19 protein-coding genes are annotated in these 24,050 nt (G+C 62.7%); 11 read left to right on the plus strand and 8 right to left on the minus strand.

From position 1 onward, the window contains the following. Positions 1 to 2: 2 nt before the first annotated feature. Positions 3 to 2,066 (plus strand): excinuclease ABC subunit UvrB, encoded by a 2,064-nt coding sequence (uvrB, locus tag E3T38_RS10405; protein ID WP_104197968.1) that lies wholly within the window; start codon positions 3 to 5, stop codon positions 2,064 to 2,066. Between the two features lie 248 nt (positions 2,067 to 2,314). On the opposite strand, the gene E3T38_RS10410 is transcribed toward uvrB, so the two are convergent. The 3 genes from E3T38_RS10410 to E3T38_RS10420 are packed head-to-tail and all read right to left on the minus strand — an operon-like array spanning position 2,315 to position 6,059. Then, complete coding sequence (locus E3T38_RS10410) at positions 2,315 to 5,080, minus strand: FtsX-like permease family protein (protein ID WP_134548148.1); 2,766 nt, start codon at positions 5,078 to 5,080, stop codon at positions 2,315 to 2,317. Then, a complete protein-coding gene (locus E3T38_RS10415; protein ID WP_134548149.1) occupies positions 5,047 to 5,454 on the minus strand; it encodes an ABC transporter ATP-binding protein in 408 nt (135 codons plus the stop codon). The genes E3T38_RS10410 and E3T38_RS10415 overlap by 34 nt, the downstream gene beginning before the upstream one ends. Next, positions 5,451 to 6,059: a PadR family transcriptional regulator gene (locus E3T38_RS10420; RefSeq protein WP_134548150.1), complete on the minus strand. Its 609-nt coding sequence runs from the start codon at positions 6,057 to 6,059 to the stop codon at positions 5,451 to 5,453. The genes E3T38_RS10415 and E3T38_RS10420 overlap by 4 nt, the downstream gene beginning before the upstream one ends. Before the next feature lie 136 nt (positions 6,060 to 6,195). On the opposite strand from E3T38_RS10420, the gene uvrA reads away from it, so the two are divergent. From uvrA to E3T38_RS10470, 10 genes are all read left to right on the plus strand, one after another. Beyond that, positions 6,196 to 9,063 carry an excinuclease ABC subunit UvrA gene (gene uvrA / locus E3T38_RS10425; protein ID WP_104200749.1) on the plus strand — a complete coding sequence of 956 codons (2,868 nt, stop codon included), beginning with the start codon at positions 6,196 to 6,198 and terminating at the stop codon, positions 9,061 to 9,063. Between the two features lie 13 nt (positions 9,064 to 9,076). Continuing rightward, positions 9,077 to 10,978 carry an excinuclease ABC subunit UvrC gene (gene uvrC, locus E3T38_RS10430; protein ID WP_134548151.1) on the plus strand — a complete coding sequence of 634 codons (1,902 nt, stop codon included), beginning with the start codon at positions 9,077 to 9,079 and terminating at the stop codon, positions 10,976 to 10,978. A gap of 73 nt (positions 10,979 to 11,051) precedes the next feature. Continuing rightward, positions 11,052 to 11,927, plus strand: coding sequence for an RNase adapter RapZ (gene rapZ / locus E3T38_RS10435; protein ID WP_134548152.1), 876 nt, complete (start codon positions 11,052 to 11,054; stop codon positions 11,925 to 11,927). A gap of 81 nt (positions 11,928 to 12,008) precedes the next feature. After that, positions 12,009 to 12,998, plus strand: a complete 990-nt coding sequence (gene whiA / locus E3T38_RS10440) for a DNA-binding protein WhiA (RefSeq protein WP_134548153.1) — start codon at positions 12,009 to 12,011, stop codon at positions 12,996 to 12,998. 124 nt (positions 12,999 to 13,122) lie between these two features. Beyond that, entirely contained in the window at positions 13,123 to 13,749 is a 627-nt protein-coding gene (locus tag E3T38_RS10445) for a superoxide dismutase (RefSeq protein WP_104197976.1), read from the plus strand. A gap of 92 nt (positions 13,750 to 13,841) precedes the next feature. After that, on the plus strand, positions 13,842 to 14,849 hold the full coding sequence (gene gap, locus E3T38_RS10450; protein ID WP_134548154.1) for a type I glyceraldehyde-3-phosphate dehydrogenase: 1,008 nt from the start codon (positions 13,842 to 13,844) through the stop codon (positions 14,847 to 14,849). A 10-nt stretch (positions 14,850 to 14,859) separates the two neighbouring features. Then, the gene (gene pgk / locus E3T38_RS10455) at positions 14,860 to 16,074 is read left to right on the plus strand and encodes a phosphoglycerate kinase (protein WP_134548155.1); all 1,215 of its coding nucleotides are present in this window, start codon (positions 14,860 to 14,862) and stop codon (positions 16,072 to 16,074) included. After that, entirely contained in the window at positions 16,071 to 16,865 is a 795-nt protein-coding gene (gene tpiA, locus E3T38_RS10460; protein WP_134548156.1) for a triose-phosphate isomerase, read from the plus strand. Before pgk ends, tpiA begins: the two co-directional genes overlap by 4 nt. Positions 16,866 to 16,994: 129 nt before the next feature. Continuing rightward, positions 16,995 to 17,246, plus strand: coding sequence for a preprotein translocase subunit SecG (gene secG, locus E3T38_RS10465; protein ID WP_092340102.1), 252 nt, complete (start codon positions 16,995 to 16,997; stop codon positions 17,244 to 17,246). 129 nt (positions 17,247 to 17,375) lie between these two features. Beyond that, positions 17,376 to 17,744 (plus strand): RNA polymerase-binding protein RbpA, encoded by a 369-nt coding sequence (locus E3T38_RS10470; protein WP_104197979.1) that lies wholly within the window; start codon positions 17,376 to 17,378, stop codon positions 17,742 to 17,744. Between the two features lie 100 nt (positions 17,745 to 17,844). Here E3T38_RS10470 and pgl read toward each other — a convergent pair whose 3' ends face one another. The 5 genes from pgl to tal all read right to left on the minus strand — a co-directional run bounded on the left by pgl (position 17,845) and on the right by tal (position 24,001). After that, complete coding sequence (gene pgl / locus E3T38_RS10475; RefSeq protein ID WP_104197980.1) at positions 17,845 to 18,630, minus strand: 6-phosphogluconolactonase; 786 nt, start codon at positions 18,628 to 18,630, stop codon at positions 17,845 to 17,847. Between the two features lie 14 nt (positions 18,631 to 18,644). Further along, complete coding sequence (locus tag E3T38_RS10480) at positions 18,645 to 19,589, minus strand: glucose-6-phosphate dehydrogenase assembly protein OpcA (protein WP_134548157.1); 945 nt, start codon at positions 19,587 to 19,589, stop codon at positions 18,645 to 18,647. Next, on the minus strand, positions 19,586 to 21,127 hold the full coding sequence (gene zwf / locus E3T38_RS10485; protein WP_104197982.1) for a glucose-6-phosphate dehydrogenase: 1,542 nt from the start codon (positions 21,125 to 21,127) through the stop codon (positions 19,586 to 19,588). Before zwf ends, E3T38_RS10480 begins: the two co-directional genes overlap by 4 nt. Positions 21,128 to 21,272: 145 nt before the next feature. Continuing rightward, a complete protein-coding gene (locus tag E3T38_RS10490) occupies positions 21,273 to 22,874 on the minus strand; it encodes a glucose-6-phosphate isomerase (protein WP_134548158.1) in 1,602 nt (533 codons plus the stop codon). Next, on the minus strand, positions 22,874 to 24,001 hold the full coding sequence (tal, locus tag E3T38_RS10495; RefSeq protein WP_134548159.1) for a transaldolase: 1,128 nt from the start codon (positions 23,999 to 24,001) through the stop codon (positions 22,874 to 22,876). Before tal ends, E3T38_RS10490 begins: the two co-directional genes overlap by 1 nt. Positions 24,002 to 24,050: the final 49 nt, after the last annotated feature.

Consider the following 24,050-nt stretch of genomic DNA (forward strand, 5'->3'; position numbering starts at 1 on the left):
GCATGGAACCCACGCGCTCTGTGAACCCGTTTGAAGTGGTCAGTGAGTACACCCCGAGCGGCGACCAGCCGTCCGCCATCGCCGACCTGACCGCCCGCATCAATGCCGGAGAAACCGACATCGTTCTGCTTGGAGCCACCGGTACCGGCAAGTCAGCCACGACTGCCTGGCTGATCGAGCAGGTGCAACGCCCGACGCTCGTGCTCGCCCACAACAAGACTCTCGCGGCCCAGCTGGTCAATGAATTTCGCGACCTCATGCCCAACAACGCGGTCGAGTACTTCGTTTCGTACTACGACTATTACCAGCCCGAGGCCTACGTTCCGCAGACCGACACGTTTATCGAAAAGGACTCCTCGATCAATGAGGAGGTTGAACGGCTGCGGCACTCCACCACCAATTCGCTGCTGAGCCGCCGCGACGTCATCGTGGTGTCCACCGTGTCGTGCATCTACGGGCTCGGCACGCCGCAAGGCTATCTCGACGCCATGATCGCGCTGCAGATAGGCCAGAAAGTCAGCCGAGACTGGTTGGTACGCAAATTCGTGGCGATGCAATACAAACGAAACGATGTCGATTTTTCGCGAGGCAATTTTCGAGTGCGTGGCGACACCATCGAGATCATCCCAATGTACGAAGAGCTCGCTATTCGCATCGAGATGTTCGGCGATGAGATTGAGGGGCTCTACAGCCTGCATCCGCTCACCGGTGACATCGTCAAAAAACTCGATTCGGTATCCGTTTTTCCCGGCTCGCACTATGTCGCAAGCGACGACGTGATGCGCCGTGCCATCGGCACCATCGAGATCGAGCTTGCTGAGCGCCTCGAGGTGCTCGAACGTGAGGGCAAGCTACTCGAAGCCCAGCGTCTGCGCATGCGCACCACCTTCGACCTCGAGATGATGGAGCAAATCGGGTTCTGCTCCGGCATCGAGAACTACTCTCGGCACATCGATGCGCGTGAGCCGGGAGAGGCTCCGCACTGCCTGCTCGACTACTTTCCCGACGATTTTCTCATGGTCATCGATGAGTCGCACGTGACCGTGCCGCAGATCGGTGCCATGTACGAGGGGGACTCCTCTCGAAAGCGCACCCTGGTCGACCACGGCTTTCGGCTACCGAGCGCGCTGGACAATCGACCGCTCAAGTTCAACGAGTTCAAGAACCGAGTAGGTCAGACCGTGTACCTGTCGGCCACGCCGGGCAAGTACGAGATGGGTATCGCCGATGGCATCGTCGAACAGATCATCCGCCCGACCGGCTTGATCGACCCCCAGATCATCGTCAAGCCGAGCGCCGGGCAGATCGACGACTTGCTTGAAGAAATCAAAAAGCGCACCGAACGCAATGAGCGCGTGCTGGTCACAACGCTCACCAAGAAAATGGCCGAGAACCTCACCGACTTTCTCACCGAAGCGGGGGTGCGCGTGCGCTACCTCCATTCCGACGTCGACACCCTGCGTCGAGTCGAGCTCCTCACCGAGCTCCGTGCGGGCATTTACGATGTGCTGGTCGGCATCAACCTGCTGCGCGAGGGGCTCGACCTGCCCGAGGTATCCCTCGTCGCTATCCTCGATGCCGACAAAGAAGGGTTTCTGCGCTCGGCCACGTCCCTTATCCAGACCATCGGGCGAGCCGCCCGCAACGTTTCCGGCGAAGTGCACATGTACGCCGACCGACTGACGGCATCCATGGCGAAAGCGATCGACGAGACCGACCGCCGCCGGGAGAAGCAGGTCGCATACAACACCCTGCACGGCATCGACCCGACGCCGCTGCGCAAACGCATCGGCGACATCACCGAGGCCCTCGCCCGAGAGGAGGCGGACACCGCCGAACTTCTCGCCGGCCGAGATGCCCGGCGCAAGAGTTCCAGTCCCAACCGGCGGGTCGGCCTCGCCGCGAACGGCGCCAACGACCTCGAATCGATCATCGCCGACCTCAACTCGCAGATGCTCGAGGCTGCCGGGGAGCTGAAGTTCGAACTTGCCGCGCGCCTGCGTGACGAGCTCTCCGAGCTCAAGCGTGAGCTGCGCCAGATGGAGAAGGCTGGCCACCTGCAGTAACCGTGCAAGCGTGCCTCCGAACGGGGTGCCTACGCCGAGCCCTGTTCTCGCGGCACCTGTTGAGGATCGCAGCACGCGTTCTTAGGGGGGCCGCGATCCTGAACAGGTGCCGCGAGCCGGTGTCCGTCCCGAGGCGGCGCGGGCCAGAGCGTCGTGGCACTCGTTTGGTCTCGCGGTTTTCGTTGCAACGAGTGCGGCGATCCTAAACGAGTGCCGCGAGAGCGGATGCCCGATCTCGGTCGTCCGATTCAGTCGAACGCGGCCCGATTGCTGAACCGAGTGCGGTTTCCCCCAGCAGCGAGGGCACCACCGACCGCGACGACCGCCGGGAGCGCCACCACGATCAGCGCGAGCTGCAGCCACGGGGGAGTGAACGGTAGCAAAGAGAGCCCAGCGGTGTCGCGGGTCAGCGACAGCGCGAGCGAGGGAACCCGCCCGAGCAGCACCCCGATGACGCTGCCGAGGCCAACGATCACCACCGCCTGCCAGAAGCCGAAGGCCCGGCGCACTCGCGGGGAGGCCCCGAGCGAGGTGAGCACGGCGTTGTCCCGGTGCCCGTCAGCGCGGGCGAGCCCGATGGTGATCGACGCCGTGACCAGGGCGATGATCGCCGTGAGACCGAGCAGGGCCCAGGTCCACGACGCTCCATAAGTCTGTGGGCCCGTCTCGGTTTGCAGGTAGATCCCCGGCGAGATGGCGGCGAGTGCACCCTGCGCATGGTCATATTCTGCCTGGGTCGGGTCTTTGCCGATACTGCTGACGACCACCGACGGCCGGTAGTCGAGGCCAGCATTGTCGGCTGTGGAAGTCAGCATGAACACGGCGTACGGCAGCGGATGCTCGGGCTCCTGCACGCTCCCGGCCAGCGACACGCTACGCGCGGGTTCAAGCACGGAGTTGAGCTCCGTGATCCAGTCAATGCGTATCTCTCCGTTGACGACGTACTGCGGGTAAGTCGCCACGGCCCCGCCGACGGCGAGCATCTTCTGAGACTTCTCGGAGACGGGTTCGCCGAGAATCGCGGCGAAATCCGCCAGATCGCCCACCCAGATGTGGTCGTTCATACTCGAGTTCATCATCGTGTCGAGATAGTGCGGAGTGGGGCAGCGGATGTCGGTGGGTGTGTCCTCATGATCGGCGTCCATTCGAGTGACATCACTCGGGCATACCGTGTCGGCATCGATCCGGGGGAGGGCGAAGGTGGGTGCATCCGCGGTGGTGCCGTCGGTATCCGCTTCTCCGAATCCTGTCGGCGGATCCTCTGCACTGCTCAGCAGCCTGGCCCGTGCGCTCGGAAAGCTGCTGTCGACGGCGGCAACGACTTCGGGCCCGGTGGTTTGCAACACCTGGCCGTACGGCGGCTCATTGAGAGAGGTCGTCAGACTCACCGATGCCGTGTCCAGCGGGGCACCGTAGGTGTAGCCCTTGGTCGAATTCAGCTGCATGGTTGAAATGAGACTCATCGCGACGGTCGCCACGAAAACGCAGCTCATAATAGCCGCGAGGGCTGGAACGCTGCGCCCGGGGTTTCGCGCTACATCGCGGGCTGCGAGCCTCGCGCCGGGTCCGAACCGGGAGGCGACGCGGGCAGCCCACCGCAGAATCAGGGGAGCGACGAAAACCGCCCCGATCTGCATGATCACCGGACCGGCGACAATAAGGGCGATGCCGAAATTGGCCAGACCCACCTGATACACCGGTGCGTATGCGGCGAGTTCGACCACGCCACCGGTGAGGGCGATGACCGCGCCGATTGCCAACAGAACGATCCCGGCCACCGGGCGGCGGCGTGTCACTCGCGGCGGACGCTGGGCACCGCGCAGCTCAGCCAAGACATCGATGCGGCCGGCCGCTCGGGCTGGAACCGCGGCTGCGCACCAGCCGGCGAGCACGGCGAAGGCGGCGATGACGCTGAGGGACACCACGTCGAGGTGAAATCCCGGATACCGGGCGGCGCTTCCGTTCGCCGAAATCTGCATGAAGATCCAGGCGCCGGCGAGGCCGAGCACGGATCCCAGGGCGGCACCGACCGCGCCGAGAATGACTCCGCCGAACGACATGACGCGAAACAGCATCCGTTTGTCGCCGCCGACGCTCGCCAGTGTCGCTAGGGTGCGCTGCTGGGTGCGCGCGCCAACTGTGAATGCGGCGCCCGCGAGCAGCGCGACCTCGAACAGGGCGAATCCGCCGAGCAGGGCGACGAACAGATTGGTCGTACTGCGGGAAAACCCACCGTCAAAGGTGTAGCTGCCCACCGGCGGCGGGTCCAGCAGCACGGTGCGCGACAGCACGGTCGCACCGCGCGGGTTGAGGTCCCCGATCTGGCTCCAGGTGAGCGGGGTGTCGGGCAGGTACCACTCGGTCATCAGGTCGGTGTCGTCGGGCAGTACGCCGTCAAAGACTCCTGGCAGCCCGTAGAACCCGACCGCGGAGTCGTCGAGGGTTGCGCTTTGAATTGTGCCAACTATGGTGAACGAGCGCGCTTGTGGCGCGGTGAAGGCAGCCGTCGACCCGATCTGGGCTCCCAGACGATCGAGGGCGGCAGCGGTCACCATGATCTCGTCGTCACTGGTCGGGGCCGATCCCGCCGTCACGTCGTACTTTCCGGCGAATGCCGGGTCCCACGGCTGTCCCTGCACCGCCGGAAACGACGCGAGCCCGTCTTTCGTCTCCACCACGACAGGCGTTGACCGGATGGAGAGCAAACGTGTACCGTCGGCAAACAGCGACGCGGCGGCGACCGGCATCGGTTCGATCGACTGCACGGCGTCGACACGGCCCGCCTCGTCGCTGTAACCCCAGTTCCCCTGGTTCAGCGGGTCCTGCGTGAGTTTCGGGTGTGGCGCGGCGACAATCTGTACCCGCGCCTCAGTCGACCCGAGTTCCAGTTCAACGCGCTCAGCGGGTGTCGCGACATTGCTCGCGGTCACGGTCGTGATCCCCACCATCCCGAGCACGGGAATCGCAACGAGCAGGGCGATCAGTGCGCTGCGACCCGGGGACTGTCCGGCCATCCGCCGGGCGATTCGAAACGCGATTCGAGTTCGAGCGGCAGGCTCACGTTTTCGAGCGCGGTCAGTGAGGGGATCAGGTTAAAGTCTTGAAAGACGAAGCCGAGGCTGCGCCGGCGCAGGGTCGCGAGTTGCCGGGCCGGAAGCTGACTGAGCCAGTGCCCTTCAACGATGACCTCGCCGGCCGTCGGCGGGGTCAGCCCACCGGCCACGGTGAGCAGGGTCGATTTCCCCGAACCGGATGCCCCCATCACCGCCACGAGTTCGCCGCGGCTCACCGACAAGTCGACCCCAGCAAGCGCCGTGATCGCGGTCTCGCCGCGGCCGTACTGCATCGAGACGCCGTCGAGTTGCAAGAGTAGATCGGAGCCGGTCATGCGCTGGCCGCCGCCGTCTTGGCCGGGCGGCCACGCTTGGGTACCTCGGTGTTCAGCGGCAACGGTTCAGCCAGGCCGGCGGCCCGCGCCCTGGCCAGCCGGTGCTCCGAGTGGTCCAGCCAGCGTGCTTCGGCCTCAGCCGCGAAGATGAGCGAGTCGATTACGAGCAGCCAGGCCAACTGCTCGGAGGATTCCGGGTCGGCGGTCGCGTTCTTGGTGCGAGTCAGCTCCTGCAAGGTGCGCATGGTGGCGGTGCGCTGCACCTGAATCACCTGGGCGATGTCGACGCCCGGTAGCGTCACGGCGATCGCGAGCTTGATGGCGAGCTCGTCGCGGGTGGCCATGGTGCGCACCACGGGGGAGCCGAGCCAGTCAGCGACTTCCGCGCTGCCGGCATCCGTTATCTCGACGTAGTTCTGGCCATCGGCGTCGATGTCTGCCTTCTGCACCAGGCCGTCCCGCTCGAGGCGGTCGAGGGTGTTGTAGATTTGACCCACGTTGAGCGGCCAGGTCGATCCGGTGCGACGGTCGAATTCGGCCCGCAACTGGTAGCCGTAGCACGGCCCTTGGTTCAGGATGGCGAGCAGGCTTTGGCGAACAGACATACAACCTCCGATGGATCGGTCTGCTAATTATTACCGTGTATATACATACACCGTATCAATATATAGGCGGCCGCGTGTTCGCTCTCGGCGGCGGTCGTTGGACGTCACTGTCAGCGGCGTTGCATAGAATCGATAAGTGTCGATTACCAAGGTAGAAACAGGTCCGAAACTCAGTGTGCGCGGAGCCCGCGTACACAACCTCCACAACGTTGATCTGGAGATTCCGCGCGATTCGCTCGTAGTTTTCACCGGGCTTTCGGGTTCGGGCAAGTCATCGCTGGCCTTTGACACCATTTTCGCCGAGGGTCAGCGCCGCTACGTCGAGTCGCTTTCAGCGTATGCCCGGCAGTTCCTCGGGCAGGTTGACCGTCCCGATGTGGACTTCATCGAGGGCCTGAGCCCGGCGGTCTCGATCGATCAGAAATCGACTAACCGCAACCCGCGTTCCACGGTGGGGACCATCACGGAAATCTACGACTACATGCGCCTGCTCTGGGCCCGCATCGGTGTGCCGCACTGCGCCGTTTGTGGTGAGATCATCCGGTCCCAGACCGTACAGCAGATCGCCGACCAGCTCATGGAGCTGAAGTCGGGCATCCGCTATCAAGTGGTCAGCCCGATCATCTCGCAAAAGAAGGGCGAGTTCGTCGACCTGTTCCAGGAACTCGCCGGCGGTGGATATTCCCGCGCGATCGTCGACGGTACGCAGATTCAGCTGAGTGAACCGCCCACGCTCAAGAAACAGCAGAAGCACGATATCGCGGTCATCGTCGACCGCCTCGTCGCCGGCCCTGAGCTTCTTTCCCGCCTCACCGACTCGCTCGAAACAGCGCTCAAGCTCACCGACGGACTCGTACAGATCAACTTCCTCGACGAGGAAGGCGATAAGGCCTGGCAGAACTATTCCGAAAAGCTCTCCTGCCCGAACAACCACCCGGTGCAGCTGACCGAAATCGAGCCGCGCACTTTCTCGTTCAATGCTCCGTTCGGTGCCTGCCCCGAGTGCTCCGGTCTCGGCACCCGCATGTCGGTCGACGAAGACCTGCTGCTCGGCGATCCCGACTTGAGTATCGCCGAGGGTGTTGTGCTGCCGTGGACCACCCAGGGCAAGGGACTGTTCCAGTACTACGAGAAACTGCTCGACGGCCTCGCCCGTGACCTCGACTTCTCCCTCGACACCCCCTGGGGTGAACTGACCAGTGAGGTACAGAACGCCGTCATGCGCGGTGACAACTTCGAGGTGCGCGTCAAGTGGAAGAACCGCTATGGCCGGGAGATGAGCTACACCTCGGGCTTTGAGGGCGTCGTTCCCTACATCGAACGCCAGTACCTGCAGGCCGAGAGCGACACCCAGCGTCAGCGCTGGTCCGAGTACCTGCGCGAGGTTGACTGCCACGTCTGCAAAGGCACCCGGCTCAAGCCCGAAGTGCTCGCCGTACTCGTGCACGAGGCGAGCATTGCGGATGTCTGCGCGCTCAGCTTGAGCGATGCACGCGAATTCATGGACCGGCTCACGCTCACCGACCGCGAGGCGGCCATTGCCGCCCAGGTCTTGCGCGAGATCCGGGCACGCCTCGACTTTCTTATTCGAGTCGGGCTGAACTATCTCAACCTTGCTCGTGCTGCGGCGACCCTCTCCGGTGGCGAGGCGCAGCGCATCCGCTTGGCGACGCAGATCGGCTCCGGCCTCACCGGGGTGCTCTATGTGCTCGATGAGCCGAGCATCGGCCTGCACCAGCGTGACAATCGCCGCCTGATCGAGACGCTCGTCACCCTGCGTGACCTCGGTAATACGCTCATCGTGGTCGAGCACGACGAAGACACCATCAAAACCGCCGACTGGGTCGTTGACATCGGGCCGGGCGCCGGGATCAACGGCGGGCACGTCGTGCACTCCGGGTCTTATGAGGGTCTGCTGGCCAATACCAAATCGCTCACCGGAGACTACCTGTCCGGGCGCAAGTCCATCGCCACGCCGAAAACTCGCCGCCCGATCGACCCGGAACGACTCATCGGCGTCACCGGTGCGGAGGCGAACAACCTGCAGAAGGTCTCGGTGACTTTCCCCCTCGGCACATTCACCGCTGTCACCGGGGTGAGCGGCTCCGGCAAGTCCTCGCTCGTCAACGACATCCTCTACCGGGTGCTCGCCAACCGGCTCAACGGTGCCCGCAAGCTGCCAGGTAAGCACACCAGGGTTACCGGGCTGGAGCAGCTGGACAAGGTAATCCATGTCGACCAGGCACCGATCGGCCGCACGCCGCGCTCCAACCCGGCCACCTACACCGGCGTATTCGACAAGATCCGCACTTTGTTCTCGGAAACCATCGAATCCAAGACTCGCGGCTACCTGCCCGGCCGGTTCAGCTTCAACGTCAAGGGCGGGCGCTGCGAAGCCTGCTCGGGCGACGGCACGATCAAGATCGAAATGAACTTCCTGCCCGACGTGTATGTCGCTTGTGAGGTGTGTGGGGGAGACCGGTACAACCGCGACACCCTGACCGTGCACTACAAGGGCAAGAACATCGCCGAGGTGCTCGACATGCCGATCAGCGAGGCGGCCGATTTCTTCGAACCGATCTCGTCGATCCACCGTTTTCTCAAGACGCTGGTCGAGGTCGGCCTCGGCTATGTTCGGCTCGGCCAAAGCGCCACCACCCTCTCCGGCGGCGAGGCGCAGCGGGTGAAGCTCGCCACCGAATTGCAGCGACGCTCCAACGGTCGCAGCGTGTACGTGCTCGACGAGCCCACGACGGGCCTGCACTTCGAAGACGTGCGCAAACTGCTGCTCGTGCTCAACAGCCTTGTCGACAAGGGCAACACCGTCATTGTCATCGAGCACAACCTTGACGTCATCAAGTCCGCTGACTGGGTGATCGACCTCGGACCAGAAGGCGGCTCCGGCGGCGGCAAAGTGCTCGCGACCGGCACGCCCGAACATCTCGCCACGGTCAAGAAGAGCTTCACTGGTACCTTCCTGAAAGAGGTCCTGGCTGCCGACTAGGCGGCAAATATCCATGTCTGATGCCCTGAGCTATCGCCCAAAAACGGGCGAGATTCCTACGACCCCCGGGGTGTACCGGTTCCGCGACGCGACCGGGCGCATCCTCTATGTCGGCAAAGCTAAAAACCTGCGTGCGCGGCTGAGCAATTATTTCGCGCCGCTGCATAGCCTGCACGAACGTACCCGGCGCATGGTGACGTCTGCGGCCGGGGTCGAGTGGACGGTCGTCGGCACCGAGGTCGAGGCCCTGCAGCTCGAGTGGATGTGGATCAACGAGTTCGATCCGCCCTTCAACGTGCAGTTCAAAGACGATAAGTCTTACCCGTATCTCGCCGTCACGCTGGGTGACGAGGCGCCGCGCGCCCTGGTCACCCGCACCGAAGGCATCAAGGGTGCTCGCTATTTCGGTCCATACCCCAAGGTGTGGGCGGTGCACGAAACCATTGAGCTCATGCTCAAGGCCTTCCCCATCCGCACCTGCAACAATGCCAACTACAAGCGGGCGATGCAGAGCGGCAAGCCCTGTTTCGCCGGCCAGATCGGACGCTGCTTCGGTCCCTGTTCCGGTCTGGTTTCGATGGAAGACCACCGAAAGATCGTCAACGAGTTCGTGAGCTTCATGGGCAGTCACGACAAGAAACTCATCAACCTCCTCACCCAGGAGATGAAAGACGCCGCGGCCGCGCAGCAATATGAAATCGCCGGCAAACGCCGTGACCAGGTGCGTGCACTCAATGCTGTACTCGAGAAAAGCGCCGTTGTGCTGCGCGACAACGTCGATATTGATCTGTTCGCCATCGAACAAGACGAGTTGGCGGCGGCCGTGCAGTTGTTCATCGTGCGCGGTGGGCGTATCCGCGGCGTGCGCGGGTGGATGGTCGACAAGGAACTCGACGTCACCATGAGCGAACTCATCGACTCCATGATGCAGACGGCGTACAACCACGACGCAGTGCCGCCGCGCGAAATCGTGCTCCCCGAGCTGCCAGACGACGCGGAGGCTCTCGAGGCGTCGCTGGCTGAGCTGGCCGGTCGCAAGGTGCGGCTCGTTGCCGCCCAACGCGGAGAGAAGGCTGCTCTGCTCGTGACAGCGAGCAACAACGCCAAGCAGGCGCTGATGCTCTACAAAACCCGTCGCAGCTCGGACTTCGTCGCACGCTCCAAGGCCCTGGAAGACATTCAGGATGCCCTCGAGATGCCGGACGCTCCTCTGCGCATGGAGTGCTACGACGTGTCGCACCTGAGTGGCACGAACATCGTCGCGTCCATGGTCGTCTTCGAAGACGGGTTACCCCGCAAAGATGAATACCGCCGCTTCAACATTCCCGAATCAACCGACGACACCGACTCGATTTATCAGATTCTCACTCGACGCCTTGCTTACCTGAAGCCAGAGGCCGGTGCTGCGGATGCATCACCTCCCGCGCCGGGCGCTGTTGATTTAAGCGACATCGCCCAGGTGGAGCAGAAGCGCGCCAAATTCAAGTACCTGCCCAACCTGCTTATCGTCGACGGCGGCCAGCCGCAGGTCGCCGCCGCCAAACGCGCCCTGGCCGAATCGGGCGTGACCGGAATCCAGTTGTGCGGGATCGCCAAGCGGCTCGAGGAAATCTGGCTGCCCGACTCCGACTACCCGGTTATTCTGCCCCGCAACAGCGACGCGTTGTTTCTGATCCAGCGCATCCGCGACGAAGCTCATCGGTTCGCCATCACGCATCAGCGCATTCGCCGTAAAAAGGACATCTCCTCGATTCTGGGTGAAGTCGCGGGGCTCGGGCCGGCTCGGGTGAAAGTTTTGTTGCAACATTTCGGTTCGGTGGCGCGCCTCAAGGTGGCTTCGGTGGCGGAAATTGCGGATGTCCGTGGCATCGGCTCGGTGCTGGCGGAGTCTATCTACGCCCACCTGCGCGCCTGAACGACACCCGAAACCGGCCAGCGCTCGGTAGGCTTGCTAGTCCATCAACTTCTCATTAAGGCGATTTCCAAGAATGACTACGGACCCCGACAAGCAGGAAGTGCTGATCGTCACGGGAATGTCCGGGGCGGGACGCTCCACCGTAGCCAACGCATTGGAAGACCTGGACTGGTACGTCGTCGACAATCTTCCGCCGCAAATGCTGCGGCCCCTGGTCGATCTGGTCGAACGGGCCGGCACGAATTTGCCCAAGATCGCGGCTGTCGTGGACATTCGTGGCCGCGATCTGTTCGGTGATTTTCTCGAAACCGTGCAGCAACTTCGCAGCAACACCCAGGTGCAGGTTATCTTTCTTGAAGCCCGGGACGACGCGCTCGTGCGCAGGTTTGAATCCGTACGTCGGCCGCATCCGCTGCAGGGCGACGGTACCCTTCTCGACGGCATTTCGGCGGAACGTTCTCGGTTGCTCGCCGTTCGGGAATCGAGTGATCTCGTCGTTGACACCTCTGACCTCAACGTGCACCAGCTCGCGACGACGATCACCGAGCGGTTCGCGGCCGAGGGGCGAGCGGGGGTTCAGCTGACCATTATGAGCTTCGGCTTCAAGTACGGTCTGCCGACGGATGTCGATCTGATCGCGGATGTTCGCTTTTTACCGAACCCGTTCTGGATTCCCGAGTTGCGCGCACACACCGGTGTCGAGCCGGAGGTGAGAGACTTTGTACTTGCCCAAACGGGTGCTCTTGATTTTATCGACCACTACGCCGCCGCCATGGCGACGGTGCTGGCCGGGTATCAGCGGGAAAATAAACACCACGCCACCATCGGCATCGGCTGCACCGGAGGCAAGCACCGCTCTGTCGCCATGGCCAGGGAACTGGCCTCGCGGCTTGAAAAACTTCCCGGTGTCGCGGTCAATATCAAGGACCGCGACCTCGGACGCGAATAAGCGATCCCGGGCGCAGCATCCAGCTCCCCAGGCTTTCACCACTCAGACGTAACGCAACTGATCAACAGAATGGAAAAGCGATTGGCACTCACCGCCGACGTTAAAGATGAACTTTCGCGCGTGGAGGTCTCCAAGACCACCGTGCGCGCGGCCGAACTGGCCACGATTCTCCGGTTCTCCGGCGGATTACACATGATCAGCAGCCGCATCGCGATCGAGTCCGAACTCGACACTGCCATCTTGGCTCGAAGGGTGCGCAAAGATCTCGCTGAACTCTATGGGGTACGCAGCGCTCTGCAGGTCATCGCGGCCACCGGCATCCGTCAGTCCAGCCATTACCTCGTCCAGGTGATCGAGGGAGGCGAGACACTGGCGCGACAAACCGGCCTGCTGGATGCCCGCCGCCGCCCGATTCGCGGTCTGCCCAACCGTCTGACCACGGGCTCGAAGGAAGAAATCGCCGCCGTCTGGCGCGGCGCTTTCCTCGCCCATGGCACCCTGACCGATCCGGGCCGATCGGCGGCGCTTGAGGTCGTCTGTCCCGGCAACGAGGCAGCCATGGCACTCGTCGGAGCGGCCGGACGCCTCGGCGTCGCGGCCAAGGCGCGCGAAGTCCGGGGGGTGCACCGCGTCGTCATCCGCGATGGCGACGCCATAGGGGCGATGCTCGTTCACATGGGTGCCACCAACACGGTGCTCAACTGGGAAACCTTGCGCCAACGCCGCGAAGTGCGGGCCACAGCAAACCGATTAGTCAACTTTGATGACGCCAACCTGCGTCGTTCCGCCGAAGCAGCGGTTGCGGCCTGCACCCGGGTGCAGCGAGCGATGGATATCCTCGGCGAGGATATCCCCGAGCACCTGCGCTACGCGGGAGACCTGCGTCTGAACTTTCGTGACTCCAGCCTCGACGAGCTCGGCCACCACGCCGATCCGCCCATGACCAAGGACGCCGTCGCCGGCCGAATTCGACGCCTGCTCGCTATGGCAGACAAAAAAGCGGTCGAACTCGGCGTCGAAGGCACCGACGTCGGCTATCCGATTCATCCCGATGACGTAGCGCCCGTCTGAATCGAACCGTGACGGTGCGCGAGGTCATGAATTCTGTGACTTCGAACGCGCGCGGTTAGACTGAATTGTCGCTTTCAACGCCGCCGCACCCGGTACGGTGGCATAACTCACAAGGAGAAAAGTAATGGCTGAATACACCCTGCCCACCCTTGATTATGATTACGCGGCTCTCGAGCCCAGCATCAGCGGCACCATCATGGAACTTCACCATGGCAAGCACCACCAGGCTTACGTCACCGGCGCCAACACGGCACTTGCCCAGCTCGCGGAGGCCCGAGACAGCGGAAGCCTCGCCAACGTGAACAAGCTCCAGAAAGACCTCGCCTTCAACCTCGGCGGTCACGTCAACCATTCCATTTTTTGGACCAACCTGTCCCCGAACGGCGGCGACAAGCCCGTTGGCGAGCTCGCGGCCGCAATCGATGACAACTTTGGATCATTCGACAAGTTCCAGGCGCACTTCACCGCTGCCGCGCTCGGTGTGCAGGGCTCCGGCTGGGCCGTGCTCGCGTGGGACTCCATCGGTCAGCGTCTGATCATCCAGCAGTTTTTCGACCAGCAGTCCAACTTCGCTGCCGGTACGGTTCCAGTTCTCATGCTCGACGTGTGGGAGCACGCCTATTACCTCGACTACCGCAACGTGCGCGCTGACTACATCAAGGCCTTCTGGAACATTGCCAACTGGGCAAACGTGCAGGAGCGCTTCACCGTCGCACGCGAGAAGACGAACGGCCTGCTACTACTCTCGTAGGCTGTTGGTGCCCCGGGCGACACGGGGCACCAACGTTCGTTTGCATTTTTTCATCGCGCCTTCGGCGCCTTTTTCAACAACAGGAGCTATTTGTGTCCGTAAAGATCGGCATCAACGGTTTTGGCCGAATTGGTCGAAACTACTTCCGAGCCGCCCTTGCCAAGGGTAGTGACATCGAAATTGTCGCCGTCAACGACCTCAGCGACCCCGCGTCGCTCGCCCACTTGCTCAAGTACGACTCTGTCGGTGGTCGCCTGAACGCCACCGTCGAGGTCGACAGTGACAACATCATCGTCAACGGCAAGACCATCAAGGTGCTCGCCGAGCGCGACCCGGCCAACCTGCCGTGGGGCACCCTGGGTGTTGAAATTGTCATCGAATCCACCGGCCGTTTCACGAAGGCCGTCGATGCGCAGAAGCACATCGCTGCCGGTGCCAAAAAGGTCATTGTCTCGGCCCCGGCGACGGGTGCTGACGTGGCAACGCTCGTGCTCGGTGTGAACGAAGACACGTATGATTCTGCGATCCACGACATTATCTCGAACGCGTCCTGCACGACGAACTGCCTCGCGCCGCTTGTCAAGGTTTTCCTCGACAACTTCGGCATTGAGCGTGGCCTCATGACCACCATCCACGCCTACACGGCAGACCAGAACCTCCAGGACGGGCCGCACAGTGACCTGCGTCGTGCCCGTGCCGCTGCGCTGAACATCATCCCGACCTCCACCGGTGCCGCTAAGGCTCTTGGCCTGGTCATCCCGGAGAGCATTGGCAAGCTCGACGGTTATGCGCTGCGCGTTCCGGTTCCGACCGGCTCGATCACGGACCTCACCCTCACCGCCTCCCGTGCGGTAACGGTCGCAGAAGTGAACGCCGCATACAAGGCTGCGGCCGATGGCCCGCTCAAAGGCATTCTCAGCTATACCGAGGACCCGATTGTGTCCAGTGACATCGTCGGCGACCCGCACTCCTCGGTCTTCGATGCCGGCCTGACCAAGGTGATCGGCGATCAGGTCAAGGTCGCCTCGTGGTACGACAACGAGTGGGGTTACTCCAACCGTCTCGTTGACCTCACCGAGTTCGTCGCCGAGCGACTCTAACGGCCTCGCGGTGACGTTACGCACGATTGACTCGCTCGGTTCGTTGACCGGCAAGCGGGTTATAGTCCGCTTCGACCTGAATGTTCCGTTGAAAGACGGGCAGATCACCGACGACGGACGAGTGCGGGCGTCACTGCCCACTCTCAACGCCCTCGTCGCCCAGGGCGCCCGCGTGGTGATTGTTTCTCACCTCGGGCGCCCCGGCGGGGCCGTTGACCCCCAATACAGCCTGAGGCCCGTCGCCGCCCGCCTGAGCGAACTGGTGAAGCACCCCGTGGCCTTCGCCGCCGACACCGTCGGCGACTCGGCCACGCAGGCCGTCGCGGCCTTGCAGAACGGGAACATCGTCGTTCTGGAGAACCTGCGCTTCAATGCCGGTGAAACCAGCACAGTGGATGCCGAGCGCCTCGCCTTCGCGCACAAACTCGCACTGCTTGGCGACGCACTCGTCTCCGATGGCTTTGGCGTCGTACACCGCAAGCAGGCTAGCGTGTTCGATCTGGCCACGCTGCTTCCAAGCGCTGCCGGCCTGCTCATCGCCGCCGAACTCGGCGTGCTCGATCAGCTCACCGAAAAGCCGCACGCGCCGTACACGGTCATCCTTGGGGGTTCGAAAGTGAGCGACAAGCTCGGCGTCATCGGACACCTGCTGCCGCGGGTGAACTCGCTGCTGATTGGCGGTGGCATGCTGTTTACCTTTTTGGCCGCCCAGGGGCACAAGGTTGGTGCCAGTCTCTTGGAAAGTGACCAAATTGAGACGGTTCGTGGATATCTGACCGAAGCCGAACGTCTTGGAGTGAGAATTGTGCTCCCGACAGATGTAGTGGTCGCCTCAAAGTTCGGCGCCGACGCTGAGCACGTGACCACCCCGGCAGAGGGAATCGAGGACACCCCCTTCGGTGCGAATGGTCTCGGCCTGGACATCGGGCCGGATACCGCTCAAGCATTCGCCGAGATTATTCGAGCATCGAAGACGGTATTCTGGAACGGCCCCATGGGTGTTTTCGAACTGGCACCGTTCGCGGAGGGCACCCGAACCGTGGCCGCCGCGCTCACCGAGGTCACCGGCCTCAGCGTGGTCGGTGGTGGCGACTCCGCCGCTGCTGTGCGCATTCTCGGCTTCAACGACGACCAATTCGGTCATATTTCTACCGGCGGCGGCGCAAGCCTCGAATTTCTCGAAGGCAAGCGTCTCCCAGGACTGGAGGTCCTCGGATGGCAATGAACATCAACCCTCGGCGAACACCGCTGATCGCGGGCAACTGGAAAATGAACCTGGACCACCTCCAGGCGATTGCTTTCGTGCAGAAGCTCGCTTGGAATCTCAAGGATGCCGGCCACGACACCGCCGCGGTTGAGGTAGCCGTGTTCCCTCCGTTCACGGATCTGCGCAGCGTGCAGACCCTCATCTCGGCGGACAAGCTTCCGCTCGCCTTCGGTGCGCAAGACGTCTCAGCGCACGATTCGGGAGCGTACACCGGTGAGATTTCGGGTGCCTTCCTCGCTCAGCTGGAGTGCCAATACGTCATCATCGGTCACTCCGAACGCCGCACCCTGCACAACGAGTCTGATGAGCAGGTCGCCGCCAAGGTGACCGCCGCCCTCAAGCACAACCTCGTGCCGCTGATTTGCGTCGGTGAGAGCGCCGAGGACCTCGCCGTTCACGGTCCCAGTGCGGTTCCGGTCGCCCAGCTGCGTGCCGCTCTGGCGGGCGTCACGAACGCGGTGGACATTGTCGTGGCCTATGAGCCCGTCTGGGCCATTGGGTCCGGCCAGGCCGCCACTCCGGAGCAGGCCGAGCAGGTAGCGGCCGCATTGCGTGGGGTTCTCTCCGACACCCTCGGGCAGGACGTCGCCGACAAGACCCGCATCCTCTACGGCGGTTCGGTCAAGAGCACCAACATCGCCGCGTTCATGCGGGAGCCCAATGTCGATGGTGCCCTCGTTGGTGGTGCGAGCTTGGATATTGCGGAATTTTCCAGCATTATTCGGTACCAGAAGCACGTCGGCCTCTAGGCCGCAGCGCACCCGACAGTGAGCAGCGAGATGGTTGCCCGTCCAGCAACCATCTCGCTCTGCCTGCAGAGTATAATTACGATGGTCTTGGCGCGCGAGTTGCGCCCACCGTGTTTTGAAAGGTTTCGTGTGGAGATTCTCCAGGTCGTCATGCAGGTGCTCGTTGGTATCACGAGCCTCCTGCTCACCATGCTCATTCTGTTGCATAAGGGACGGGGCGGTGGATTGTCGGACATGTTCGGCGGCGGCGTAACTTCCAACCTGGGGGCGTCGGGCGTTGCCGAACGCAACCTCAATCGCATCACGGTCATTCTGGGTCTGCTGTGGATCTCCTGCATCGTAGTACTCGGATTGATCACCAAGTTCGACACAGGGGCTTAACTTTTCGCCCCGCGCGGGGTTACCCTGAGTTTTCCGGGCACAGATTTTGACGGTACATCACAACAGCAGTCACACCAATAACAGCTCGAATTTGCAGCCCACAACTGCACGAGTCAACGGAGGAACAAGATGGCATCAGGCGGAAGCGCAATTCGTGGCTCGCGTGTAGGCGCGGGCCCCATGGGCGAGCAGGACCGTGGTTTTCACGCGGACCGCATCAAAATCTCGTACTGGGATGCGCATGGAAATGAAACCGTGCGGTACTTTGCGGCAAGCTTGCCGGACGAAGAAATTCCCGTCACCATCGATTGCCCATCCTCGGGGCTGCCGGCCGGGCGCGACAAGGAGAATCCTCCGTCGGTCGTGAAGCTCGAGCCGTACAAAACGCACCTCGCCTACGTCAAGGAGCGCCGGACCGAAGAAGAGGCCGATTCGCTGCTCGAAGAGGCCCTCAACCAGCTGCGCGTTCGTCGTGGCAAGTTATCACCGACGAACTGACGCGAGTGCGCACAACACCGGTTCTCGATTTTTCGAGAACCGGTGTTTTTTGTATCCGATCACGCCGATGGTGGGCGAGGGGTAAACGGATGGCGCGAATCTAGTAGCCGGGAGCGATGAGGCTTTCGGGCACTTGTGCTGCTGCGTCGTTGTCAACGAAGAACACCGTGCGGTAACGGCCTTTGATTCCTGCGGCGGGTACCTCGTCGCGGCTGGCTCCGGCGAGGGCTAGCCCGAGCGCCGATGCCTTGTCCGAGCCAGCCAGCACCAGCCAGACGCGATCCGAGGAGTTGATCACGGGGCGGGTCAACGATAGTCGGGCGGCCGGCGGCTTGGGGGAGTCGCGGACGGCGACGACACTGGCTTCACGCTCGCGAATACCCGATCGGTGTGGGAACAACGACGCAATGTGTCCGTCCGGTCCGACTCCGAGTAACATCACATCGATTCGGGGGTACTGGGCCCCATTAGGGGCACGACCCAGTAACTCCGCCGTATACCGTGCGGCCGCAGCATCGAGCGCGTCCGTACCGGCTTCGACCGCATCATCCGATGCTCCGAAGGCGTGAATATTCTCTGGCGGTACCGAAATGTGGTCCAGGAGCGCTTCGCGCGCTTGCAATTCATTGCGCTCCGGATCGGTGCGTGGCAACCAACGTTCGTCGCCCCACCAGAAATTAACCCGCGACCAGTCGATCGTGTCGCGGGCGGGCGATTCGTTGACGGCAGCCAGAACAGCGATACCAACGGAACCACCGGTGAGTACGACATTCGCCTCCTCCTGCTGGTGCAGAACGTCCACCATATTCGTCAGGAACCGTGCAGCGACCGACGCGGCTAGGGCGTGCTTGTTCTGGTGCAGTAGCACGCGTCGGTCATTTGTCACGGTTAGGCTCCGGTCTACTGGCTCACCACTTTTTTGAGTTGCGATAACCCGCGGGTGATGACCTCACCATACAGCTCATCGGGGTCGAGGCGGCGCAGCTCGTCGGCCAGACAGTCCCGCAGGCTGCGACGCTTGAGTGTCAGGTCCTGCAACGGCTGCCCAGGCTGGCTGAGTGTGGCGATATCAGGAATCTCGCGTTCGAGTGATATCGTTCCCGACGCTCGCTGCAGATGCACGCCGTGCACACCATTAGCCAGGGGGCCGGTTGTCAGCTTGCACTCCACGGGTACCTGCAGCTGCATCTGGAGCCACGCGGCGAGTAGCGTCGTCGAGGGGGACGCCGCTGCGCCAATGACTTGAATACCGATGATCGGCTCGTAGGGGGGCTGATCCAGAACCGCGGCGAGTTGGGCGCGCCAGAGCGTCAGCCGAGTCCAGGCAAAGTCGTTGTCTCCTGGCCGGTAGCTGCCGGAGAGCTCGCGCAGTGCTGCCTGTGGGTCTGGCTGGGCTGAGGCATCCGTAATGCGTCGATAGGCGATCCGGCCGATAGGGGAGTCACTGGGAACGGCGGGGGCCGTGCCGGGCCACCAGGCGACAACCGGCGCATCCGACAGCAGCAGACCGGTAACCAGGCTCTCCGGGTCGGCGGCGGCATCCCCGTAAACACGCAAGACGATGACTTCGCTCGCACCAGCGTCGCCTCCGACGCGAATCTCTGCATCAACCCGCGCAACGGCATTAGCCGCATCGTGTTCCTGCGTTGACACGACGATGACGCGCATCGGGTGTTCCCTCGACGCGTCGTTGGCCGCTTCGATGGCCTCTTCCTCGTTTCCGAGCTGTGACGCGATGATCAGGGTCAGCACCCGCCCGAGGGCAACGGCACCGCCCTCCTCGCGAATACGCACGAGCGTCTTCGATATTTTCGCGGTCGTGGTGTTGGGCAGATCAACGATCATGGTCGCCTCCAGGTTCGGCCGTCGCGGGCCAGCAGGTCGTCAGCGGATGTGGGTCCCCAGGTTCCGGGACGATAGGGTTCTGGCTGTCCTTGCGTAGCCCAATACTCTTCGATCGGGTCGAGAATCTTCCAAGACAATTCGACCTCCTCGTGGCGCGGGAACAAGGGCGGGTCGCCAAGAAGTACGTCGAGGATGAGTCTCTCGTACGCTTCGGGGCTCGCCTCGGTGAAAGCATGTCCGTAACCGAAGTCCATGGTCACGTCGCGAACCTGCATGACGACACCCGGAACTTTCGATCCAAAACGGATGGTGACGCCTTCGTCGGGCTGCACCCGAATAACCAGGGCGTTGTGGCCGAGTTCGGCGGTCTGGCCCGGTGCGAACAGGTATTGCGGTGCTCGTTTGAAGACCACGGCAATTTCCGTCACACGACGTCCGAGGCGTTTACCGGCGCGCAGATAGAACGGAACACCAGCCCAGCGTCGGGTGTCGATTGTCAGCCGCATGGCGGCGTAGGTTTCGGTGACGGAATCGGGGTTCATGCCGTCTTCCTCCAGGAACCCGACGACCTTTTCTCCGCCCTGCCAGCCACCGGCATACTGCCCGCGGGCGGTGCCCTCACCGAGGTCAGCGGGGAGTCGAACCGAGGCGAGTACCTTTTCCTTCTCGGCGCGCAGGTCGGCAGCGTCGAAGGAGATCGGTTCTTCCATGGCCGTGAGCGCGAGAAGCTGCAGCAGGTGGTTCTGGATCACGTCGCGGGCAGCACCAATACCGTCATAGTAGCCGGCCCGACCTCCCACGCCGATGTCTTCAGCCATGGTGATCTGCACGTGTTCGACGTGGTTGGCATTCCAGAGCGGTTCGAACATCTCGTTGGCGAAGCGCAGCGCAAGAATATTTTGCACCGTCTCCTTACCGAGGTAGTGGTCGATCCGAAAGACCGAGTCCGGAGGAAAGACCGACTCGACGACGTCGTTGAGCTGCCGTGCAGTGGTCAGGTCACTGCCGAACGGCTTCTCGATGACGACGCGTCGCCACTGCCCATTTTTCTGCTCGGCCAAGCCGGAGCGGCGCAGCTGCTCTGTCACTTGTGGAAAAGCCTTGGGCGGAATGGCCAGGTAGAACGCGTGGTTGCCCATCGTGCCACGCTCACGGTCCAACTCGTCAATGGTCTGGCTGAGGCGCGTGAATGCTTCGTCATCGTCAAAGGTGCCAGAAACGAAACGGATGCCTTCGGCCAGCTGCGCCCAAACATCCTCGTGGAACTCTGTACGGGCATGTTCCTTCACGGCATCATGCACGACTTCCATGAAGTCTTCGTTGTCCCAGTCTCGGCGGGCAAACCCGACGAGGGCGAATCCGGGTGGCAGTAAGCCTCGATTTGCGAGGTCATAGACCGCAGGCATGAGTTTCTTGCGCGCAAGGTCACCGGTTACGCCGAAAATCACGAGGCTGGACGGCCCGGCGATACGATTCAGTCGATAGTCGGATGGCGACCTGAGCGGATTAAACTCCGGGGTAATTTCCACCGGGGACATGCAACTCCTTTAACGGTTCAGTGCGGGAAAGTCGAGAACGCAGGCAACGGGGTGCTGCGCAGAAACTTATCCGTTAGCTTGGTTGGTTCCTCACTGGGCTCCGCCTGCGAAGAACCAACCAAGTGTTCGGTTTGTACGTTTTTTTTTAGGCCAAAGCCTTGAACAATGTGGAGATATTCTGCTTGGGTTGCGTCAGGGTCAACGTCAACACCGGCCGCCCGTGTTCGGCGAGCACACTCGCGTCGCCACTGGCCTGCGCCTGAATCAGTTCGCCAAACGTGAAGGGGCGCTCGGGGACGTCGAGGTCTTTCGCCGGCGTGGCCAGAATCTGCAGGTACACGGCCGTTGCCGGCCCGCCCTTGTGGAACTGTCCGGTGGAGTGCAGAAAGCGTGGTCCCCAGCCGAACGTGACCGGACGCTTCGAGAGCATGGTGAGCTTGTTGCGAATCTCGGCCAGTTCCGGCAGGGCCAGCCGGTCTACGTAGGCCTGGACAGCAACATAACCGTCGGGGCCGAGTTCTTCAAGCAGCGCGTCGATTGCCGAGGCGAGATCGCTCGCCGCACCGATAACGTGCGGCGTGCCACGCACTTCGATACCGTCCGCGATGAAGGCGGCCGGTTCCGGCGCTGGACGGGCGTCAAGCAGCCCGCGCGTGGCAATCTTGGCGGACTCCACGTCTGGCTGGTCGAACGGGTTGATGCCGAGTAAACGGCCGGCGACGACGGTCGCGTATTCCCAGACCAAAAACTGTGCTCCGAGGCTTCCGCTGACGCGAACCTCGTCGCCGGTTTCAGCGAAAAGATCGGTGCCGGCGTCGGCCACAACCCGCACGAGCTGCAGGTCCGGTAGTACCTCGGTCAGCTCGGGAGCGTTGAGTTCGAGAACAACCGGCAGAATGCCGGTGCCGAGCTTGCCGGTGGATTCTGCGATGAGTTGTTCGACCCAGTCAGGGAAGCCCACAATGTGGGTACCGTCCGAGACGATGGCGAGCTTGTCCCGACGAGGGCTGGTCGCGGCGATCGCCGCTCCGAGCACGAGGCCCGGATTCTCGGGGGAATCAGCGGCCAATGCCAGCGAGATGGATTCGGCTTCGTCGAGGAGCGCTCCAATGTCAACACCGGCCAAGCCTGACGGAACGAGACCGAACGCGGTCAGCGCCGAGTAGCGTCCGCCGACTGTGGGGTCGGCGTTGAACACGCGGTAACCAGCTTCTCGGGCGGATGCCTCGAGCGGCGACCCCGGGTCGGTCACGACGATGATGCGGTCGGCCGGGTCGATTCCGATATCCCGGAACGCGCGCTCGAACACGCGACGTTGGCTGTCGGTTTCAACGGTTGAGCCGCTCTTAGACGAGACGACGAGTGCCGTTCCGGCCAGATTGTCGTTCAACGCGGATAGGACTTGACCGGGGTCGGTCGCGTCGAGCACAGTGAGGTTCACTCCCGCGGTGCGGGTGATGACCTCGGGAGCGAGCGACGATCCGCCCATTCCGGCGAGTGCGATCTGGGTGACACCGTGGGCTTGGAGGGCGGCCCGCAGTTCCACAATTTCGGCCACGAGCGGGCGGGATACGGTGACAGACTCCGTCCAGCCGAGACGCACCGCGGCTTCGGCTTCGACTGCCGGACCCCACAGCGAGGGGTCCTGGGCGGTGATTCCGGACGCGACTAGGTCTGTGATCAGGGTAGGTACTGTGGCGCGCACCGCATCGGCTGCGGCACCGCTCACCGAGATTCGAAAGCTCATTACGCGACCGAAGGGGTCGAGGCGGAGGTGAGGGCCGTCTGTACGGTGTCGAGCAGTTCGTTCCACGACACCTCGAACTTCGACAGACCTTCCTCTTCAAGCAAGCGAGTGACGTCGTCGTATGAGACACCCTGTGCAGACAGCGCATCGAGTACCGCGTTTGCGGCTGCATACGAGCCGGTCACCGAGTCGGCCGGGATGACTCCGTGGTCGGCCGCCGCCTGCATGGTCTTCTCCGGCATCGTGTTGACGACTTCGGGGGCGACCAGTTCGGTGACGTACAGGGTGTCCGGAAGGCTGGCATCCTTGACGCCGGTCGAAGCCCAGAGAGGACGTTGCTTGGTCGCCCCGGCCTTGATCAGGCCGAGGGCGCGCTCACTGCTGAACGCCTGCTCGTAAACCTGGTAAGCGAGCTGGGCATTGGCGACGCCAGCCTTGCTCTTGAGAGCAAGGGCTTCGGGGGTGCCGATAACTTCGAGGCGGGCGTTGATCTCAGAGTCGACGCGCGAGACGAAGAACGAGGCAACGGAGTGAATCGTGGAGAGGTCGAAACCGGCAGCCTTGGCCTGCTCGAGGCCGGCCAGGTAGGCGTTGATGACCTGGCGGTGGCGCTCGAGGCTGAAGATCAGGGTGACGTTGACGCTGATGCCGAGGGCGATCGTCGCCGTGATGGCTTCCAGGCCCTCGACCGTCGCCGGAATCTTGATCATCGCGTTGGGCCGGTTGACTTTAGCCCAAAGCTTCTGGGCTTCGGCGACTGTGCCAGCTGCATCGCGTGCGAGGCTCGGCTCAACCTCGATCGAGACGCGTCCATCCTGGCCGTTCGTCGAGTCGTAGACCGGGCGAAAGATATCGCAGGCAGCAGCGACGTCGTCCGTGGTGATGGCAAAGACGGCGTCGGTCACGTTCGAACCGGCGGCCGCGAGGGTTGCGACCTGCTCGGTGTACGCCTCGCCCTTGGCCAGGGCACCGGCGAAGATCGTTGGGTTGGTCGTGACGCCGACGACATTGCTGTTCTTGATCAGGTCTTGGAGTCCACCGGAGTTGATGCGTTCGCGGGAGAGGTCGTCGAGCCAGATGCTGACGCCCGCTGCGGACAGCTGGGAGAGGGGGGTCGGATTTGTCATTGTTGAAATCTCCTGGTCGTGCTGCCGTCAGGCAGCTGGATCGTGCGGT

Source organism: Cryobacterium sp. Hb1 (assembly GCF_004403585.1).
GTDB classification, from domain to species: Bacteria; Actinomycetota; Actinomycetes; order Actinomycetales; family Microbacteriaceae; genus Cryobacterium; species Cryobacterium lyxosi.

What these genes read in the sequence shown, in the direction of transcription:
- tal (WP_134548159.1), bottom strand. Translation starts at nt 24,001, where the DNA reads ATGACAAATCCGACCCCCCTCTCCCAGCTGTCCGCAGCGGGCGTCAGC.
- E3T38_RS10410 (WP_134548148.1), bottom strand. Translation starts at nt 5,080, where the DNA reads ATGGCCGGACAGTCCCCGGGTCGCAGCGCACTGATCGCCCTGCTCGTT.
- uvrC (WP_134548151.1), top strand. Translation starts at nt 9,077, where the DNA reads ATGTCTGATGCCCTGAGCTATCGCCCAAAAACGGGCGAGATTCCTACG.
- uvrB (WP_104197968.1), top strand. Translation starts at nt 3, where the DNA reads ATGGAACCCACGCGCTCTGTGAACCCGTTTGAAGTGGTCAGTGAGTAC.
- E3T38_RS10490 (WP_134548158.1), bottom strand. Translation starts at nt 22,874, where the DNA reads ATGAGCTTTCGAATCTCGGTGAGCGGTGCCGCAGCCGATGCGGTGCGC.
- E3T38_RS10420 (WP_134548150.1), bottom strand. Translation starts at nt 6,059, where the DNA reads ATGTCTGTTCGCCAAAGCCTGCTCGCCATCCTGAACCAAGGGCCGTGC.
- zwf (WP_104197982.1), bottom strand. Translation starts at nt 21,127, where the DNA reads ATGTCCCCGGTGGAAATTACCCCGGAGTTTAATCCGCTCAGGTCGCCA.
- tpiA (WP_134548156.1), top strand. Translation starts at nt 16,071, where the DNA reads ATGAACATCAACCCTCGGCGAACACCGCTGATCGCGGGCAACTGGAAA.
- E3T38_RS10480 (WP_134548157.1), bottom strand. Translation starts at nt 19,589, where the DNA reads ATGATCGTTGATCTGCCCAACACCACGACCGCGAAAATATCGAAGACG.
- E3T38_RS10445 (WP_104197976.1), top strand. Translation starts at nt 13,123, where the DNA reads ATGGCTGAATACACCCTGCCCACCCTTGATTATGATTACGCGGCTCTC.
- E3T38_RS10470 (WP_104197979.1), top strand. Translation starts at nt 17,376, where the DNA reads ATGGCATCAGGCGGAAGCGCAATTCGTGGCTCGCGTGTAGGCGCGGGC.
- rapZ (WP_134548152.1), top strand. Translation starts at nt 11,052, where the DNA reads ATGACTACGGACCCCGACAAGCAGGAAGTGCTGATCGTCACGGGAATG.
- E3T38_RS10415 (WP_134548149.1), bottom strand. Translation starts at nt 5,454, where the DNA reads ATGACCGGCTCCGATCTACTCTTGCAACTCGACGGCGTCTCGATGCAG.